This window comes from Vibrio sp. RE86, from assembly GCF_013114545.1.
In the GTDB taxonomy this organism is placed as follows: domain Bacteria; phylum Pseudomonadota; class Gammaproteobacteria; order Enterobacterales; family Vibrionaceae; genus Vibrio.
The window spans coordinates 95357-112244 of record NZ_VTXI01000015.1 but is presented as its reverse complement, the minus strand read 5'-3'; the positions used below and the strand labels follow the sequence as shown (position 1 = coordinate 112244).

General features: G+C 44.9%; 20 protein-coding genes and 1 pseudogene. 11 read left to right on the top strand and 10 right to left on the bottom strand.

Translation table 11 applies throughout. From position 1 onward, the window contains the following. From tuf to rplI, 6 genes and pseudogenes are all read left to right on the top strand, one after another. A pseudogene (gene tuf / locus F0231_RS14725) lies at positions 1 to 408 on the top strand (elongation factor Tu); the annotation flags it as partial. 298 nt (positions 409 to 706) lie between these two features. Next, complete coding sequence (locus F0231_RS14720; RefSeq protein ID WP_171760453.1) at positions 707 to 895, top strand: (2Fe-2S)-binding protein; 189 nt, start codon at positions 707 to 709, stop codon at positions 893 to 895. A gap of 73 nt (positions 896 to 968) precedes the next feature. Further along, the gene (bfr, locus tag F0231_RS14715; protein ID WP_171760452.1) at positions 969 to 1451 is read left to right on the top strand and encodes a bacterioferritin; all 483 of its coding nucleotides are present in this window, start codon (positions 969 to 971) and stop codon (positions 1449 to 1451) included. 206 nt (positions 1452 to 1657) lie between these two features. Continuing rightward, positions 1658 to 2038 (top strand): 30S ribosomal protein S6, encoded by a 381-nt coding sequence (rpsF, locus tag F0231_RS14710; protein WP_171760451.1) that lies wholly within the window; start codon positions 1658 to 1660, stop codon positions 2036 to 2038. Positions 2039 to 2144: 106 nt separating this feature from the next. Further along, positions 2145 to 2372: a 30S ribosomal protein S18 gene (gene rpsR / locus F0231_RS14705; RefSeq protein ID WP_000090472.1), complete on the top strand. Its 228-nt coding sequence runs from the start codon at positions 2145 to 2147 to the stop codon at positions 2370 to 2372. A gap of 31 nt (positions 2373 to 2403) precedes the next feature. Beyond that, positions 2404 to 2856, top strand: coding sequence for a 50S ribosomal protein L9 (rplI, locus tag F0231_RS14700; protein ID WP_171760450.1), 453 nt, complete (start codon positions 2404 to 2406; stop codon positions 2854 to 2856). Positions 2857 to 3101: 245 nt separating this feature from the next. On the opposite strand, the gene F0231_RS14695 is transcribed toward rplI, so the two are convergent. Next, complete coding sequence (locus tag F0231_RS14695; protein WP_171760449.1) at positions 3102 to 3866, bottom strand: DUF481 domain-containing protein; 765 nt, start codon at positions 3864 to 3866, stop codon at positions 3102 to 3104. Between the two features lie 173 nt (positions 3867 to 4039). On the opposite strand from F0231_RS14695, the gene F0231_RS14690 reads away from it, so the two are divergent. Genes F0231_RS14690 through F0231_RS14680 form a run of 3 tightly spaced genes read left to right on the top strand, consistent with a single transcriptional unit; the run spans position 4040 to position 7722 of the window. Then, positions 4040 to 5452 carry a replicative DNA helicase gene (locus F0231_RS14690; protein WP_171760448.1) on the top strand — a complete coding sequence of 471 codons (1413 nt, stop codon included), beginning with the start codon at positions 4040 to 4042 and terminating at the stop codon, positions 5450 to 5452. 13 nt (positions 5453 to 5465) lie between these two features. After that, positions 5466 to 6542, top strand: a complete 1077-nt coding sequence (gene alr, locus F0231_RS14685; protein WP_171760458.1) for an alanine racemase — start codon at positions 5466 to 5468, stop codon at positions 6540 to 6542. A gap of 1 nt (position 6543) precedes the next feature. Further along, positions 6544 to 7722, top strand: a complete 1179-nt coding sequence (locus F0231_RS14680; protein WP_171760447.1) for a BamA/TamA family outer membrane protein — start codon at positions 6544 to 6546, stop codon at positions 7720 to 7722. Positions 7723 to 7763: 41 nt separating this feature from the next. On the opposite strand, the gene F0231_RS14675 is transcribed toward F0231_RS14680, so the two are convergent. Continuing rightward, a complete protein-coding gene (locus tag F0231_RS14675; protein ID WP_171760446.1) occupies positions 7764 to 8189 on the bottom strand; it encodes a secondary thiamine-phosphate synthase enzyme YjbQ in 426 nt (141 codons plus the stop codon). A gap of 297 nt (positions 8190 to 8486) precedes the next feature. On the opposite strand from F0231_RS14675, the gene pgi reads away from it, so the two are divergent. Next, positions 8487 to 10139, top strand: coding sequence for a glucose-6-phosphate isomerase (gene pgi, locus F0231_RS14670; protein WP_171760445.1), 1653 nt, complete (start codon positions 8487 to 8489; stop codon positions 10137 to 10139). Positions 10140 to 10252: 113 nt separating this feature from the next. On the opposite strand, the gene F0231_RS14665 is transcribed toward pgi, so the two are convergent. From F0231_RS14665 to F0231_RS14635, 7 genes are all read right to left on the bottom strand, one after another. Further along, the gene (locus F0231_RS14665; RefSeq protein ID WP_171760444.1) at positions 10253 to 11149 is read right to left on the bottom strand and encodes a TIGR03899 family protein; all 897 of its coding nucleotides are present in this window, start codon (positions 11147 to 11149) and stop codon (positions 10253 to 10255) included. 300 nt (positions 11150 to 11449) lie between these two features. Then, a complete protein-coding gene (locus F0231_RS14660) occupies positions 11450 to 11938 on the bottom strand; it encodes a DUF3299 domain-containing protein (RefSeq protein WP_171760443.1) in 489 nt (162 codons plus the stop codon). A gap of 3 nt (positions 11939 to 11941) precedes the next feature. Beyond that, positions 11942 to 13201: an ABC transporter permease gene (locus tag F0231_RS14655; protein ID WP_171760442.1), complete on the bottom strand. Its 1260-nt coding sequence runs from the start codon at positions 13199 to 13201 to the stop codon at positions 11942 to 11944. Further along, positions 13198 to 13905, bottom strand: a complete 708-nt coding sequence (locus F0231_RS14650; RefSeq protein ID WP_171760441.1) for an ABC transporter ATP-binding protein — start codon at positions 13903 to 13905, stop codon at positions 13198 to 13200. The genes F0231_RS14655 and F0231_RS14650 overlap by 4 nt, the downstream gene beginning before the upstream one ends. Positions 13906 to 13963: 58 nt before the next feature. Continuing rightward, positions 13964 to 14734, bottom strand: coding sequence for a DUF2796 domain-containing protein (locus F0231_RS14645; RefSeq protein WP_171760440.1), 771 nt, complete (start codon positions 14732 to 14734; stop codon positions 13964 to 13966). A gap of 74 nt (positions 14735 to 14808) precedes the next feature. Continuing rightward, positions 14809 to 15036 (bottom strand): DUF2607 family protein, encoded by a 228-nt coding sequence (locus F0231_RS14640; protein WP_216612239.1) that lies wholly within the window; start codon positions 15034 to 15036, stop codon positions 14809 to 14811. Positions 15037 to 15179: 143 nt separating this feature from the next. Next, positions 15180 to 15731, bottom strand: coding sequence for a YtfJ family protein (locus F0231_RS14635; RefSeq protein ID WP_171760439.1), 552 nt, complete (start codon positions 15729 to 15731; stop codon positions 15180 to 15182). A gap of 204 nt (positions 15732 to 15935) precedes the next feature. Between F0231_RS14635 and F0231_RS14630 the strand changes: the two genes are divergently transcribed. Next, positions 15936 to 16136 carry a DUF1107 domain-containing protein gene (locus F0231_RS14630; RefSeq protein WP_171760438.1) on the top strand — a complete coding sequence of 67 codons (201 nt, stop codon included), beginning with the start codon at positions 15936 to 15938 and terminating at the stop codon, positions 16134 to 16136. A 69-nt stretch (positions 16137 to 16205) separates the two neighbouring features. On the opposite strand, the gene msrA is transcribed toward F0231_RS14630, so the two are convergent. Further along, on the bottom strand, positions 16206 to 16829 hold the full coding sequence (gene msrA, locus F0231_RS14625) for a peptide-methionine (S)-S-oxide reductase MsrA (RefSeq protein WP_171760437.1): 624 nt from the start codon (positions 16827 to 16829) through the stop codon (positions 16206 to 16208). Positions 16830 to 16888: the final 59 nt, after the last annotated feature.

Sequence of the window (16888 nt, the reverse complement as noted above, 5' to 3'; positions counted from 1 at the left end):
GAAATGTTCCGTAAGCTTCTAGACGAAGGTCGTGCTGGTGAGAACGTTGGTGCACTTCTACGTGGTACTAAGCGTGACGAAGTTGAGCGTGGTCAAGTACTAGCGGCTCCTAAGTCAATCAACCCACACACTAAGTTTGAGTCTGAAGTATACGTACTTTCTAAAGACGAAGGCGGCCGTCACACTCCTTTCTTCAAAGGTTACCGTCCACAGTTCTACTTCCGTACAACTGACGTAACAGGCGACATCACTCTACCAGAAGGCGTAGAAATGGTAATGCCAGGTGACAACGTTCAAATGACTGTTGAGCTAATCGCTCCAATCGCTATGGACGAAGGTCTACGTTTCGCAATCCGCGAAGGTGGCCGTACTGTAGGTGCTGGTGTTGTTGCTAAGATCTTTGACTAATATTTAGTTGAATCTTGCACATTCTTCGTAAGAAGAGCATGCATCTGAAAAGGGAAGCTTAGGCTTCCCTTTTTGCATTTTTGGTTATAAGAAAATGACGCAGTTGATTGTTATAACTTACTGAAAATTAGACTAGATTTTTTCTCCTCATTATTCACCTGTTCTAACTCCTTGAAGCTTTGTCTCTGCTCTCAAATCGATATAACAAAATGTTCTGAAACTGGGCTTAATACAACTGGTAACGATAACAATTCTTGTTTATATTTCTTGTCGTAAGTTGTAAATGGATCAATATTGTATGTATGTTTGCCTTTGTCATGGGATTTCGGATAAGAAAATTAGGAAGTTAGCGATCGATGAAGGCATTACCGATATTCGAGGAATTAAGAAATGCACTGCGTTAGGCAGCCAATGTGGTAAGTGTATTAAGCAAGCCAAAGAAATTTTAGCGGAAACCGATCACTTAATACTGAAACAAGCGAGCTAAACGCTCACTTGAGCCTTTTGACACTCTTCTAATTGGAACTAGAGTTATAGTAGCCAAAGAGGAGGGCTGCATAATGAAAGGCGATCCAATCATCATCCAACATCTCAACAAAATACTCGGCAATGAACTTGTTGCCATTAATCAGTATTTTCTCCACGCCCGAATGTACAAAGATTGGGGTTTAAAGCATCTGGCAGATAAGGAATACCATGAGTCGATCGATGAAATGAAGCACGCTGATCATCTCATTGAACGTATTCTCTTTTTAGAAGGGCTTCCTAACTTACAAGATCTCGGCAAGTTAATGATTGGTGAAGACACCAAAGAAATGCTTGAGTGTGATTTAAAACTCGAGATGGCAGCAATTCCTGATCTAAAAGACGCCATTGCTTACGCTGAAGATGTTCATGACTATGTGTCTCGTGATCTGTTCCAAGATATCCTAGAAGACGAAGAAGAGCATGTTGATTGGCTTGAGACTCAACTCGGTTTGATCGACATGACAGGCATTCAAAATTACCTACAAGCTCAATATGTTGACGAAGATGAAGACTAACAGCTTCACCTAAGTAACTACCGATCAAAAAGCAGCTGCAATACATTGGCAGCTGTTTTTGTTGGTCATCACATTTCTCTTGCCTAAACTGCTTTCTTTCTGTACTATTCGTGCTCCTTAAAACTCGGTCAATTATCTTTAGTTCCTTGCTTCCTCTGGACGACCGGGCCATTTGTGGAAGCTGAATAATCCGTAAGGAGCAACCAATGCGTCATTACGAAATCGTATTCATGGTGCACCCTGATCAAAGCGAGCAAGTTGCTGGCATGATCGAGCGTTACACTGGTTCAATCACTGAAGCTGGCGGTACTATCCACCGTCTAGAAGACTGGGGCCGTCGTCAACTGGCTTACCCAATCAACAAGCTTCACAAAGCTCACTACGTTCTAATGAACGTTGAAGCTGGTCAAGAAGTGATTGACGAGCTAGAAACTGCTTTCCGTTTCAACGATGCAGTTCTACGTAACATGATCATGCGTACTAAGACAGCGATCACTGAGCAATCTATCATGCTTAAGCAGAAAGAAGAGCGTGCTCCTCGTCGCGAAGAGCGTGCTGAAGCTAAGCCAGAAGCAGCTGCTGAGTAATTAAACACTCAGATTTAGTACTAAGTCTGCATATCGGGTTGAGAGTTCGCTTTTAACTTATATAAAGACTGACAACTTATTCAAATTTAAGATCAGGAGATAGCCCATGGCTCGTTTCTTCCGTCGTCGTAAATTCTGCCGTTTCACTGCAGAAGGCGTACAAGAGATTGATTACAAAGACGTAGCAACTCTTAAAAACTACATCACTGAAGCTGGTAAAATCGTACCTAGCCGTATCACTGGTACAAGTGCTAAATACCAACGTCAACTAGCTCGCGCGATCAAGCGTTCTCGCTACCTAGCTCTACTACCGTACACTGACAAGCATCAGTAATCGGTTCGTTTTTAAAAAGAGGAATTAAACAATGCAAGTTATTCTACTTGATAAAATCGGCAAACTAGGTTCTCTAGGCGAAACTGTAAACGTTAAGTCTGGCTACGCTCGTAACTTCCTTATCCCTCAAGGTAAAGCAGTTATGGCTACTAAAGCTAACGTTGAAATGTTCGAAGCACGTCGTGCTGAACTAGAAGCAAAAGCTGCTGAGCAAGTTGCTTCTGCTGAAGCTCGTGCTGAAAAGATCGGTGCTCTAGAAGCAGTTGTTCTAGCATCTAAAGCTGGTGACGAAGGTAAACTATTCGGTTCTATCGGTACTCGCGACATCGCTGATGCAATCACTGCAGCTGGCGTTGAAGTTGTTAAGAGCGAAGTTCGTCTTCCTGAAGGCGCACTACGTAACACTGGTGAGTTCGAGATCAGCGTTCAACTTCACTCTGAAGTTTTCGCTACAGTTAACCTACAAGTTGTTGCTGCTGAGTAATTCAGTATCAAGACGTATTCTAAAAGCACCTCCTAGAGGTGCTTTTTTTATGTCTAAAATACCAACCAAAATAAATATCTGGTCATTCTTGCTTGTTAAAATCACTGATAGCTTCGTTATAGATTTTGTAGGTAGGTCAACTAGCTAGCAGCAATCTATGCCTTGCTCTAAGCGATTTTTCCTGCGCAATTATCTAATCACCTATTTATCTCGATTGGTATAATTTGTCTATTGGGAGCGGCTTGCTAGAACAGAAACAGTAGATTAATGGAGAAAATGCTATCTGCTTTTTCTAGCCCATCTGGCACCTTGTCATGGTATTGACGAGAGTGAGAGAGTTTTAATGCGATATCTTCAGTGATGTTGTTTGTCACGCTGATATCAGTGTCGGTTCGGGTATTACTTTTACCCGAGACAACGGTAAGGTCCGCTGAAACGCTCAAATTATCGAGCGCCTGCCAAGTGGTATTCAAGTTGCCACGAAATATCCCCTCCTGAACGGTCTCAGGGAAGATAATGTCATCGTCATCGATCTCATCTAAGTTAGGCTCTTGATATCGGAAACCTGGACCCACTTCGATCTCAAGTGTCAGCACGTCAGTGTTTGAGAACTGATAACCAAGACCACCAGAAAGTGTGTAGTCTTTGAAGTATGCGCTGTAGCGTGAGTCGACACCCTTAAAGCTGCCATAAAGGTAGGTTTTTGCACCAAGCTTATAGTCGCTTTGCGCCGTGTAGGTTGACTGGCGTTTATCTTCTTCGCCATCTTTATATAAGAGGTAGTATTTCCACTCACCACTAGTACGGTGCCTACCTTCTGTGTATTCCGCATTTAGACGAGAGTTCAATGAACGTGAGTCAGAGTTACCCGTATGGGCCTGATAACCGAACTCAACTTCTGTATTCCATGGTGAAGGGACGTCAATATCCGTTTTGCTTTGTTCTGTATCATCAGCGTAGGCAAGCATAGAGCTCATCAAGCCAGCACTCATAAGCCAAAGTTTAGACACTAACTACCTCAATATTGATGGAACGAATGGCGCAATAGTAGAGTTAAATTGCCGTAATACCGTCAGTAACAAGTTAATTCTACATTAGAACTCGACAAAGTATTGGATTGGTACAGACAATATCTTGATTCTCGTTATAATTAGCGATCTATAGCAAGTTGTTGAGCAGAACCATGGCTGAAGCGAAAGTAGATAATCGAAATAGTAAATTTAACGATGCACAAGTCGATGCAATCAAAGTTCCCCCTCATTCATTAGAGGCGGAGCAATCTGTTATTGGTGGCCTTCTGCTTGATAATGAGCGCTGGGATACGGTTTCAGAGCGAGTGGTTGCCAAAGATTTCTACAGCCGTCCTCATCGCTTGGTCTTTGAAGCAGTCCAAACTCTGCTTGAAGACAACCAGCCACTCGACTTAATCACACTATCAGAGTTCTTAGAGCTTCGTGAACAGCTCGATGATGTCGGTGGTTTCGCTTATCTTGCTGACTTAGTTAAGAACACGCCAAGTGCAGCCAACATCAATGCGTATGCAGACATTGTTGCAGAACGTGCGCTGGTACGTGACCTGATCGGTGTCGCGAATGAAATCGCTGATGCGGGCTACGATCCTCAAGGGCGTAATTCTGAAGACTTACTTGATCTCGCGGAAAGTAAAGTATTCGCTATTGCTGAATCTCGTACCAGTGAAAGTGAAGGGCCTCAAAACGTAGACAACATCTTAGAAAAGACGTTAGAGCGTATCGAGATCCTCTACAAAACACCGCAAGATGGTGTGACGGGGGTTGATACAGGCTTTACCGATCTGAATAAGAAGACTGCGGGTCTGCAAGGTTCTGACTTGGTGATTGTCGCGGCGCGTCCATCGATGGGTAAAACGACCTTTGCGATGAACTTGTGTGAAAACGCAGCTATGTCGCAAGAAAAACCGGTTCTAATCTTCTCACTAGAGATGCCGGCAGAACAGATCATGATGCGTATGCTTGCGTCCCTTTCTCGTGTAGACCAAACCAAGATTCGTACCGGTCAGCTTGATGATGAAGATTGGGCACGTATCTCTTCGACCATGGGTATTCTTATGGAGAAGAAGAACATGTACATCGATGACAGTTCAGGCCTGACTCCAACCGAAGTGCGCTCTCGTGCACGTCGTATTGCTCGTGACCATGGTGGCTTATCGATGATCATGGTCGACTACCTTCAGCTGATGCGTGTACCTGCGCTGTCTGATAACCGTACCCTAGAAATTGCTGAGATCTCGCGCTCGCTTAAAGCGTTGGCGAAAGAGCTAAATGTTCCTGTAGTGGCTCTATCTCAGCTTAACCGTTCCCTAGAGCAACGCGCTGATAAACGTCCTGTTAACTCGGACTTGCGTGAATCGGGCTCTATCGAGCAGGATGCCGACTTGATCATGTTCATCTATCGAGATGAGGTTTATAACCCTGACAGCTCAATGAAAGGCACGGCGGAAATTATTCTTGGTAAACAGCGTAATGGTCCTATCGGTTCGGTACGTCTGACCTTCCAAGGTCAATGGTCTAGATTTGATAACTACGCAGGTCCAGCCTTCGATATGGATGATGAGTAAGCCCATGAGCCATATGAAAGCCGCGACGGCCTACATCGATTTAGATGCTCTGCAACACAACCTACAGCAGATTAAACAGCAAGCGCCAAACAGTAAGGTCATGGCGGTTGTAAAAGCCAACAGCTATGGCCATGGTTTACGACACATTGCCAAAAAAGCACAAGGCGCTGATGCCTTTGGTGTTGCTCGTATTGAAGAGGCACTGCAGTTGCGCGCATGTGGTGTCGTTAAACCGATTCTGCTGCTAGAAGGTTTTTACTCTTCTGGTGATTTGCCAGTACTGGTCACCAATAACATTCAAACCGTGGTGCACTGTGAAGAGCAACTGACGGATCTCGAACAGGCTGATCTAGAAACTCCAGTAGTCGTTTGGCTGAAAGTCGACAGTGGCATGCACCGTTTAGGCGTGCGCCCTGAGCAATATCGTGATTTTGTAAATCGTCTAAAAGCGTGCCGAAATGTTGCCAAGCCGCTGCGTTACATGAGCCATTTTGGCTGTGCTGATGAGCTGGATAAAGGCACCACCAACGAGCAAACCAAACTCTTTTTAGAGCTCACAGAAGGGTGTGAAGGGGAGCGTTCTCTTGCCGCTTCTGCTGGGCTGCTGGCTTGGCAGGATAGTCATCTTGATTGGGTTCGCCCCGGTATCATTATGTACGGTGTTTCTCCTTTCAACGATAGAACGGCACAAGATATGGGTTATCAAGCGGTGATGACCCTTAAATCTCATTTAATTGCAGTACGTGAAGTGAAAGCGGGTGAGAGCGTAGGCTACGGCGGTACCTGGACCAGTGAACGTGATACGAAAGTAGGCGTTATCGCAATCGGCTATGGTGACGGTTATCCGCGTATGGCACCGAATGGTACGCCAGTGCTGGTCAATGGTCGTAAAGTCCCTATGGCTGGCCGTGTCTCTATGGATATGTTGACGGTTGATCTTGGGCCTGACGCGCAAGACCTTGTGGGTGATGAAGCGATTTTGTGGGGGAGCTCGCTTCCTGTTGAAGAAGTTGCTAACCACATTGGCACCATAGCTTACGAATTGGTGACTAAACTGACATCTCGTGTTGAGATGGAGTACTCCAAATAAGATGAAACCTTCTCGAATTCAACAAGTGCTGGCTCTATGTGCCAGCCTTTTTATTTCTAGCCCTGCGCTAAGTGAAGAGAAAGATTCAGCTTTTCTGCCATTCTTTTTTAGTACCGAAACGCTAGGCAACACGGTGGGCATTGCTGGGGTCGCTAAAGGTGTCGGGCAACCTCAAGCGGCTTTGTTTGGCATGGCACTCTATTCTGAGAAAGATAGCTATGTGGGTTTTGTATCAGCGTTTAATTATGCCTTGTCTGAGCAGCTCCTGTTTAGCACACAAATGTATCAAGCTCAGTTCAATGAGAACCCGTATTATCTTGGTGATCAGGGAAACAACGACTCTCATGCTGGGGACAAAACCCTCACCAATGGATTTGAGCAAAACTACCAATTTGAGTTTAAGTATTTACTGCCATGGGGCAATGTTGACAAACTTGGCCTGATGGGCGCTTTTCAACCAGTCCGCGACGTGAGTTTTGCCTCTCCTCTCGAGTCTGGAGTGAGCTCAATTGTACTGACACCTTTCTATTCATCTCGTGAGTTGGATATTTACAGCCAGTCAGAAAAAGCGACCGGTTTTGAGTTGTCACTGGATTGGGATAATCGCGATAGCGTGCGTAACCCGACACGCGGTTCACATACCTCGTTTGATGTCACCTTTGGTGCTGAAAGTTGGCAAAGCGAAGATATTTGGAGCAAGTGGGAGTTCCAAAATAGCCAATACTACGCATTAGGCCCTTTGGGAAACCTGTTTGACCAGCAAGTTATTGCTTTCGATTTTTACATCGCAGACACACCGACTTGGGACAGCACTAAGCCGCCAGAGCAAAACCAAGTTAGGTTAGGTGGTTTGTACCGGTTACGCGGCTATACCAGTGGTCGCTTTCATGGGCGTTCAGCAGTCCACTATTCTGCAGAATACAGAGTGCTCCCTGATTGGCAGCCACTGGATGGCATACCTGTGCTCAACTACTACGATCTCCCATGGTGGCAGTGGGTTGTATTTGCTGAAGCAGGACGCGTCGCAGATGAATACGATGCCAAAGAGCTTCATACCGATATGAAGTGGAACATCGGTGGTGCGATTCGTTTCCAAGTTGAAGGCATTGTCGTGCGTACTGAAATGGCGAAAGGGGCTGACGAAGGTACGTTTCGCGTCATGATCAATCAGCCTTTCTAACTCAGTTCAGATGATATGGAGCAGCGTTGCTCTATATTGTTTTATCTCAGCTCACCTTGAAGCGTCGCAATAATTCGGCGCTCGCCTCCGTAATCACGGTGCTCTCCCAAATAGATTCCTTGCCAAGTTCCAAGTGCTAAACGACCGTTACTGATTGGAACCATGATGCTGCACCCAAGCGTTGAGGCTTTGATATGAGCTGGCATATCATCATCCCCTTCATAGGTATGCTTATAATAAGGTGCTCGTTCAGGTACAAAGTGATTAAAGTGCTTTTCCATATCGTGTCTCACGGTTGGATCGGCATTTTCATTGATCGTCAGACTGGCTGAGGTATGTTGGATAAATAGCTGTAATAATCCGACAGAGTATTGGCTAATCTGTGGTAATTGTTGTTCAATTTCATCAGTAATCAGATGAAAGCCTCGCTTACGGGCATCGAGGTATAAGGTTTTTTGTGTCCACATCGTTGGGCCTATTGAATCTATTCGTTCCAGTAAACGCTACTTGCTAAGTCATATACAGCAAGGTTAGATTTGCGCTAGCTTTTGATTGTTTAGTTTTGAATCAGGTAACGTGACCTAACTCAATGTGAGTGAGAACGCCCTGCGTCATAATGTATACTTGAAAAAAAATTACAAAGTCTTGTTTTGTGGCATTTAGCCCAAACATACCTAATATTACTATTTTGCATAATCGGGGATTCCACCAGTTTTCGCTAGGCTGTATGGAATAAAACCTACTGTAACATCGGGATAATCACCATGTTGAAAAATATCAATCCAACGCAAACACAAGCTTGGAACGCGCTAACGGCGCACTTCGAGTCTGCACAAGATATGGATCTTAAAGATCTGTTCGCAACTGATGCAGCACGTTTTGACAAATTCTCTACTCGCTTCGGCAGCGATATTCTTGTTGATTACTCTAAAAACTTAATCAATGAAGAGACAATGAAGCACCTGTTCGCGCTAGCTAGCGAGACTGAGCTTAAATCAGCAATCGAAGCGATGTTCAGTGGTGAAGCGATCAACCAAACAGAAGGTCGCGCAGTACTTCACACTGCTCTTCGTAACCGCAGCAACAAGCCGGTAATGGTTGGTGGTGAAGATGTAATGCCTGCGGTTAATGCCGTATTAGAAAAAATGAAATCATTCACTGAGCGTGTTATCGGCGGTGAATGGAAAGGCTACACAGGTAAAGCAATTACTGACGTAGTTAACATTGGTATCGGTGGCTCTGACCTTGGTCCTTACATGGTGACTGAAGCACTAGCGCCATACACAAATCATCTAAACCTACACTTCGTGTCAAACGTTGATGGTACTCACATCGTTGAAACACTGAAGAAAGTAAACCCAGAAACAACGCTATTCCTAGTGGCTTCTAAGACGTTTACAACTCAAGAAACAATGACTAACGCGCACTCTGCGCGTGACTGGTTCCTAGAATCAGCGGGTGATGAAGCGCATGTTGCTAAGCACTTTGCTGCGCTTTCAACAAACGCAGGTGCGGTTTCTGAATTCGGTATCGATACTGATAACATGTTTGAGTTCTGGGACTGGGTTGGTGGTCGTTACTCTCTATGGTCAGCAATCGGTCTATCTATTGCACTAGCAGTCGGCTTCGACAACTTCGTTGAGCTACTAGAAGGTGCTCACGAAATGGATAACCACTTTGCGTCAACGGGTCTAGAAAGCAACATCCCAGTGATTCTTGCGCTTGTTGGCCTTTGGTACAACAACTTCCACGGTGCTGAGTCAGAAGCGATTCTGCCATACGATCAGTACATGCATCGTTTCGCGGCATACTTCCAGCAAGGTAACATGGAATCTAACGGTAAGTACGTTGACCGTGATGGTAACGCAGTGACTTACCAAACTGGCCCTATCATTTGGGGTGAGCCAGGAACAAACGGTCAGCACGCGTTCTACCAGCTTATTCACCAAGGTACTAAGCTGATCCCATGTGACTTTATTGCTCCAGCAATCAGCCACAACCCTGCAAGCGACCACCATCAAAAACTGATGTCTAACTTCTTTGCACAAACAGAAGCGCTAGCATTTGGTAAAGATGAAGCGACAGTGAAAGCGGAATTTGCAAAAGCAGGTAAGAGCGAAGAAGAAGCGGCGACACTAGCACCATTCAAAGTGTTTGAAGGTAATCGCCCAACGAACTCTATCCTAGTGAAGCAGATTAATCCACGTACTCTAGGTAACCTAATCGCTATGTACGAACATAAGATTTTCGTACAGGGTGTTATCTGGAACATCTTCAGCTTTGACCAGTGGGGTGTAGAGCTAGGTAAACAACTAGCAAACCAAATCCTACCAGAGCTCGCTGACGACGCTGCTATTAGCTCTCACGATAGCTCGACGAATGGTCTGATTAACGCATTTAAAGCGTTCAAAGCTTAAATTTCCGTTGTAATTGATATTCAAACGCCAGCAGAGATGCTGGCGTTTTTGTTTTTATGGCAAAGTGAATGGTCGTCATTCCATAGACTGGCGGAGGAGGGAATAGGGAATCTCTATGCCATCTTATCGACGCTGGATTTCACCTCTGTACTTGCCGTGAACTTCTGGCCAAGCATCGCGACCATTTGATCGTAGTACTGCATATTCGGTTTGTTGCCGAGTAGCTTGCACAGCTCGTTACCCGTTGGGCTAAATCGGTAGTAGAGCAGCCTTACCCCTTTACTGTGCGCTTGAAGTGATAGCTGTTTGCCTTGATAGGTGAGTGGTAGTGGTGACTCGAGATCAATCTCTCCCGACTCTAATTCGGTACCATGCATTAGCCCGAGTTCAAACAGAACCAGTAAACTCGAGTAGGGCAGTTGGAAATTACCTACGTTGATATTGCTGGTGGTGTTTCGTTTGCCAAAACTAAAGATGCTGCCTTGAGCTCGGTAACCTACCAATAACTTACGGCTGTTGTCTCCGCCAAAACTGCACGCCAGTGATGATGCGCGCTGCAAGATTTGAGCTTCTTTAGGCGTCATATCTTGCAGGACTTTTAACGCCTTCATCGACGTCGAACCTGGGTTGGTCACTTCACGCTTTAAGACCTGAGCCCACAAACGTTGCATGGATTGGTTGTGAACTTCCTGAGCCATATCGAAGAAACGGTAGAGCCAATCTTGGTCTGGATCGCCTGCGGTTTCATCTTTGCAGGAAACATGCGCGAGTTTAAGGATTTGCTCGAGATTCTTTTGTCTGAGCTCTTTGCGTTTTTTCTCTCGAACTAAAGCGCGTTCTATGGTGGTTTTTTGTGGGGATTCAGCTTGCAGGAGAGCATCGAGACCATAGGTTTGTGCGATGTTCAGCACACGACTTGCACTGTCTTTGATATAGCTGGACTTCTTTTCCTGACGAGAGTTGGACTCAGGTTCTTGGTCTATAACGATGGGTTTGCTGTTCTCTGCCATGCTATTTCCTTAGCCATCAGGTGCTTAGTATTGATTACTAAATGTACCTCGGAACAACGAAGGTCGCCAGAAAAACAATGTCAGTGATTCTATAAAAAATATCACTACCATAAATGATAACAAGTTGTTAAAATTGTTACCGTTAGTTTTGAGGGGCTTATGAAGTATTTCAATGAAAATAAACTGAAAAAGCACCTGTCAATTGCCCTATTGTTACTCGTCTACCTAGGAGTGCTAGCGTATTTATCTAGCTACCTTGCCTAATATAGGTAATTAACAGGCTGCTTTCGTCGTTAACATTTACATGTCATCGTACTCGAGAATTTCGGTACCTTCGATCACGTATGCGGTTTGTGCTAGTTCATGGCTGATGGTTTCAGTCTTTAACGTACCGACGAGATAAATCACATCCCACAATTGCTGAATTGGTGCACCTTCAGGGAATTTCACATAGATGATCTGGTTTGGTGGCGGTGGCGGCACATGAATGCATGCCCCAAAGTACGGCACGAGTAGAAACTCGGTCACCATGTTCTCATCACCCTCGAGTGGAATCACAAACCCCGGTATTTTCACCTTGCTGCCATTCAACTCTGGTCGAACACCGCCAACCATCGACTGCTCCATTGAGCCCCCTGAGTGATCAATGGCAGGCATGCCAATAGCATCAAATTGATTGCGTTCATTTTCTGGGATCAGATCAAGCCACTCCAGTTGAAGAGTGTCGTCTGCTTGAGTTGAAAAGCTAAACGTAATCAGAGTTAGAAATAGTATTGCTAGTTTTTTCATGGATTATACTCGAATCGTCATACCGTCGCTGAGTGACTGCTGGTATGCTCGCAGTGCGGGAATAAAGCCGATAATAGTACCAGCTAATTGTACGGCTGCTAATAGCATCAGCTCATATTGAGACAGCGCGAGCAACTGTAAGTTTATTCCATAGGCTTGTTGAATGATTGGTGCCGCTATAGCAAGTATTGCGTACAGCCCGGCCGTACCGACGATTAAGCCAATAAAGGTCAATACACTGGCTTCTAAGATCAACAAGCTAAAGACATGTCTTGGTCGTGCGCCCATTGCTCTGAGGATCGCCATTTCCCTACGGCGCTCTTGCAAGCTGGTTAATAGGCTAGAGAGCATGCCGAGTAAACCTGCGATGACTACAAAGACGGAGACGGCCATCAAAGCCTGCTCTGCAACAGACATCATGCCCCATAGCTCATGCAGTGCAACTCCAGGCAATATGGCACTGAGTGGCTCAAGCGGATAGGTGTTGATTTGTCTCTGTAAGGCAAAGGTTTGAATTCTCGACTTTAACCCCAGCATCATGGCGGTGATCTGTTTAGGTTGAAAGTCCATTTTGAGTAGCTGTTCAGCACTTGGGTTATTACCTAGATTCGCCCCAGACTCCCAACCGACGTGAATCGCTTCAATTGCTTCCAATGAAACATGAACAGTTTTATCAACGGGCGTTCCTGTTGGTGCAAGAATACCGACGACTTTGAATGGTGTATTTTCATGTCGGCTAAACCCTACGTCACTAATTCCGTGAGCAATGACCATTTCACTGCCTAGCTGGTAATTGAGCTTGCGAGCAACGTCTGCGCCAATCACCGCTTCAAATAGACCGTTGAACTCTTTACCTTTATTAAAGGACAGGTTTTGCTTTTGCCCGTAACGGTAGTGCTCGAAATAGCTATGATTGGTGCCCATCACGCGGAACCCCTTGTGTGAGTCCCCTAATGAGATTGGAATCGCCCAATCAACTGCACTGTGCTGACTGAACTCTTCGTAGCTTTTCCAATCGATGTTATTGGTGGCATTACCAATGCGAAACACTGAGTAAAGTAACAAGTTTACTTGGCCTGAACGTCCACCAACAATAAGGTCGGTACCTGAAATAGTGTTAGCAAAGCTGCTTTTCGCTTGAGTTCGAATTCGTTCAACTCCGAGCAGAAGTATTACGGAGATCGCGACCGTTAGTATCGTCAGAATGGCGGTGACTTTGCGGTTTCGCACACTTTTCCATGCGAGAGTGAGTGTTGGCGTCATAGTGGCACTCCGGCGCGATTGAGCTGCTGTAAATTGATCGTGCGACTAAAAAGAGGTTCTAGCGTTGGATCATGACTAACAAATAGCAACGTTGAGTTTGCTTGATTGACCTGTTCCAAAAGTAGCTGAATAAAAGCGGTACGATTGTCATAGTCGAGAGAAGACGTTGGCTCGTCAGCAATGACAATGTCTGGGTTACCGATCAGAGCTCGAGCTGCCGCGACACGCTGTTGCTGACCAATACTCAGTTCAGTCACTGGCTTGTTCAATAGCTCTTTAGGGAGATGCAGTTTTTCTAGTAGTTCAATTGCCTTTACATTGATCTCGCCTTCAACCTGTTGCTTTCTTTTGCTCGAAAATTGGCATGGAAGGGTTACGTTCTCAATCACGCTCAAATAGGGCAATAAGTTAAATTGCTGAAAAATATAGCCAATGTTATTTGCGCGGAACTTATCCCTCTGGCTTCCTGACATATTTGAAAGATCTTCTCCCAATACTGCAACGCTTCCGGTCGTCGGCGTATTTATGCCTGTTAAGAGTCCGAGTAAGGTTGATTTTCCGCATCCACTGGGGCCTTTGATAAATAGGTGCTCACCACGGGTAATGGACAATGAATCAATATTGAGGGTAGGAGTATCGTTGCCTGACCATGTGTAGGTAACCTGGCTGAGTTCGACAACCGATGCTGGGCTAGACTGAGTCATAAATAGAATCCAGATTGAAGAAGCGGTGACCTGTAATCACACAGGCCACCTAATCGTACTAAAGAGAGATTTTATCTTCCCCTTTGTGTAGCTCAAGTGCTGCTTGCTTAGTGTCTGTTAATACATTGATATTAATAGACTCAGTGGTTGGGAATTGTGAGAACCACGTTGTTTTTATGTCAGTCAGCTTTGAAATGTCGTTACATTCGAAGTGATACTCGACAGTGAACTCGCCGTGTGAACCATGATCATCATGTTCTTCGTGGTCGTCATGATGCTCGTGATCATCATGGTGGTCATGGCCTTTGTGGTCGTCATGATGTTCGTGATCATCATGGTGGTCATGGCCTTTGTGGTCGTCATGATGTTCGTGATCATCGTGGTGGTCATGGCCTTTGTGGTCGTCATGATGTTCGTGATCATCATGGTGCTCATGGCCATTGTGATCGTCATGATGTTCGTGTCCCTCATGATCGTGATGGTCATGACCTTCATGGCTATCTTTGCCTAAAGTGTGAGTCACAGATTGGTGCTCGATTTTACAACCTGCATTGGATGCAAGAGTGAAGATGTTGTTTGCATCTTTTAGTTGTGCGACTGCATCTTCAATCTTATGTTTTTGTTTGTCAGTTTTAGGTGCGTGCTCAAAGCCAACCACGTCAGCGCCTGGTGCAGTGATTTCCATTAGAAGCTCATTGCCATCTTGGGCAATGTTGAACTCTACGACACCATGAACATGAGCGTCATGCTGACGGAAACCTTCTTCTGCTTGAGCTAAGCTGCTGACTGCTAGAGTAATACCAAGTGCGATTGGGGTGATTTTATTCATTGTTTTTCCTGAGATATTGGTAAGTCGTGAAATTATCACGTTAAGTAAAACGAAAAGTGTTTATCCAAAAAGACCTAAATTATCGGTGGGGAACGCGCCAAGTAGGCGATGAAAACCGAATCGTAAGTAAAGGTAATCTCGAGTAGGGAATTTACGTTTAGAGCAGGAAAGAGAGATGGAGTGAAAACGAACGGAATCGCTCCATGTTGTGCACAGGCAAAGAGCTCACATTGGTGTTGTGAATGATCTGAATGATACGTGTCGTATTGATGTTCTATGTACGCAAAGTTGAGCCATAGCATTAAAGCGATGGCGCAAGCAGCGGTAACGGCTGCAGAGCGTGAAAAAGCGATACGAGAATCAGTCAAAACAGCACAGAATAAATAAAAAAGGAGTTGTTATACTATAACAACTCCCCTTAAAAGACGAAACTAAAGCGTTACTTTTAGATATTCTCTTTGATCAATGCCAGAACTTGGTTGATCTCATCTTCAGTAAGCGAACCTTCTTTTACAAACAGTACCTTACCTTGTTTGTCTTGAACGACAATCGCTGATGACTCTTCGGCGAGATCCCACTGGCTTGCGACTTTACCTTCCTCATCAAGCACCATTGATGACCAAGGGAACTCTTTTTTACTGTCTTGAGCGGATGACTTCACGAAGGAGCCTGTACCCCAAATCGCATCATCTTGGTTGATAATGGAGGTTGTTTGGTAGCTTTGCTCTGGGAACTTTGCCGCTGTGATCGCTGCCATTAATGGCGCGTTCATCTCTTTTGAGCTGCTGCGTCCGGCAATTGCTTGAATGACACGTACTTTGCCGAGCATGTCTTGCGTTGACCACTGTTGAAATGCGGTATCTTCACCTTTTAGGACGATTTCACCATGATTTGCGATGGTCACCTCAGGTAGCGATTGACCAAGCGAAATGTTGTGCGCAAGAACAAATGTTGGAGAGCAGGCCATTGCTAAGGCAAGAAGGGTCTTGTTTTTCATTATGTTATTCCTTTTGAATGTGCGAAAAAAGTATATACCTAAATGGAAAACTAGGGGAACATTCTACCCATAAGTGTTAAATGCACATTTTTATTAACAATACGCTATACATTAAAGTTGATTTGGCTATAATAGTTAACAAGTTCTAAGGATCAGAGCTTAAAGCCCAAGTTGGCTGAATCACAAAAGGATATTGGAGTTGTTATGCTACGTGAATTTTCAACGTACCGCCCACGTCAAGTGGCGCGTTTTGTTAAGACCCTATTTAAAGGTCAATTTGTTATCTCAGGTGTTGGTGAGTTCAACTTTGACAATGGAAAGGTGTTAGTACCTGATCTGAAAGACCGCCAAAAACTGTCCACTTTTAAAGAGATTAATCAGGCTATCGCAGCTTTGCCAGTGTAATTTCTTGCCCATATTTATATTGCTCCACTGCAAATAGAAGAAAGTCGCCAAATGGCGACTTTTTCGTTTCTACTGTGGAGGAAAACACACCCCGGTGCCACCTAACCCGCAATAGCCATTGGGATTTTTTGCAAGATACTGCTGGTGGTAGGTTTCTGCAAAAAAGTACTTTCCGGCAGGTAAAATTTCAGTCGTGATATCACCTTCAACACCTAGCAGGGATTGATATGCTTGTTTGGAAGTAACGGCTGCTTGTTGTTGTTCATCACTGTACACATAAATAGCAGATCGATATTGAGTTCCTAAGTCGTTACCTTGGCGCATGCCCTGAGTCGGGTTATGTTTTTCCCAAAATGCTTGAAGCAGTTGCTCTAGGCTGATCACGCTTGGATCGAACACAACTCGAACGACTTCCGTATGACCTGTTTGTCCACTACACACTTCTTCATAAGTTGGGTTTGGGGTATATCCACCCGAATAACCAACAGAAGTGCTCACTACGCCTTCAAGTTGCCAAAATAGTCGTTCAGCACCCCAAAAGCATCCCATACCAAATAGGATCTTTTGGAACCCATTCGCGGGTTCTGCAGTCAAACTGGATTGGTTAACAAAGTGTGTGTCATCAATGGCGAGCGGTGTCTCTCGGCCAGGTAAAGCATTTTGAGCTGAAACCAAGGTTTGTTTGTTGAGCATTGTCATTTCCTTGCTGTGACTATTTTGTATTTAGACCGTCTAATTGGCTGTTTTTGTAC

What these genes read in the sequence shown, in the direction of transcription:
- F0231_RS14720 (WP_171760453.1), top strand. Translation starts at nt 707, where the DNA reads ATGTATGTTTGCCTTTGTCATGGGATTTCGGATAAGAAAATTAGGAAG.
- bfr (WP_171760452.1), top strand. Translation starts at nt 969, where the DNA reads ATGAAAGGCGATCCAATCATCATCCAACATCTCAACAAAATACTCGGC.
- rpsF (WP_171760451.1), top strand. Translation starts at nt 1,658, where the DNA reads ATGCGTCATTACGAAATCGTATTCATGGTGCACCCTGATCAAAGCGAG.
- rpsR (WP_000090472.1), top strand. Translation starts at nt 2,145, where the DNA reads ATGGCTCGTTTCTTCCGTCGTCGTAAATTCTGCCGTTTCACTGCAGAA.
- rplI (WP_171760450.1), top strand. Translation starts at nt 2,404, where the DNA reads ATGCAAGTTATTCTACTTGATAAAATCGGCAAACTAGGTTCTCTAGGC.
- F0231_RS14690 (WP_171760448.1), top strand. Translation starts at nt 4,040, where the DNA reads ATGGCTGAAGCGAAAGTAGATAATCGAAATAGTAAATTTAACGATGCA.
- alr (WP_171760458.1), top strand. Translation starts at nt 5,466, where the DNA reads ATGAAAGCCGCGACGGCCTACATCGATTTAGATGCTCTGCAACACAAC.
- F0231_RS14680 (WP_171760447.1), top strand. Translation starts at nt 6,544, where the DNA reads ATGAAACCTTCTCGAATTCAACAAGTGCTGGCTCTATGTGCCAGCCTT.
- F0231_RS14675 (WP_171760446.1), bottom strand. Translation starts at nt 8,189, where the DNA reads ATGTGGACACAAAAAACCTTATACCTCGATGCCCGTAAGCGAGGCTTT.
- pgi (WP_171760445.1), top strand. Translation starts at nt 8,487, where the DNA reads ATGTTGAAAAATATCAATCCAACGCAAACACAAGCTTGGAACGCGCTA.
- F0231_RS14665 (WP_171760444.1), bottom strand. Translation starts at nt 11,149, where the DNA reads ATGGCAGAGAACAGCAAACCCATCGTTATAGACCAAGAACCTGAGTCC.
- F0231_RS14660 (WP_171760443.1), bottom strand. Translation starts at nt 11,938, where the DNA reads ATGAAAAAACTAGCAATACTATTTCTAACTCTGATTACGTTTAGCTTT.
- F0231_RS14655 (WP_171760442.1), bottom strand. Translation starts at nt 13,201, where the DNA reads ATGACGCCAACACTCACTCTCGCATGGAAAAGTGTGCGAAACCGCAAA.
- F0231_RS14650 (WP_171760441.1), bottom strand. Translation starts at nt 13,905, where the DNA reads ATGACTCAGTCTAGCCCAGCATCGGTTGTCGAACTCAGCCAGGTTACC.
- F0231_RS14645 (WP_171760440.1), bottom strand. Translation starts at nt 14,734, where the DNA reads ATGAATAAAATCACCCCAATCGCACTTGGTATTACTCTAGCAGTCAGC.
- F0231_RS14640 (WP_216612239.1), bottom strand. Translation starts at nt 15,036, where the DNA reads ATGCTATGGCTCAACTTTGCGTACATAGAACATCAATACGACACGTAT.
- F0231_RS14635 (WP_171760439.1), bottom strand. Translation starts at nt 15,731, where the DNA reads ATGAAAAACAAGACCCTTCTTGCCTTAGCAATGGCCTGCTCTCCAACA.
- F0231_RS14630 (WP_171760438.1), top strand. Translation starts at nt 15,936, where the DNA reads ATGCTACGTGAATTTTCAACGTACCGCCCACGTCAAGTGGCGCGTTTT.
- msrA (WP_171760437.1), bottom strand. Translation starts at nt 16,829, where the DNA reads ATGCTCAACAAACAAACCTTGGTTTCAGCTCAAAATGCTTTACCTGGC.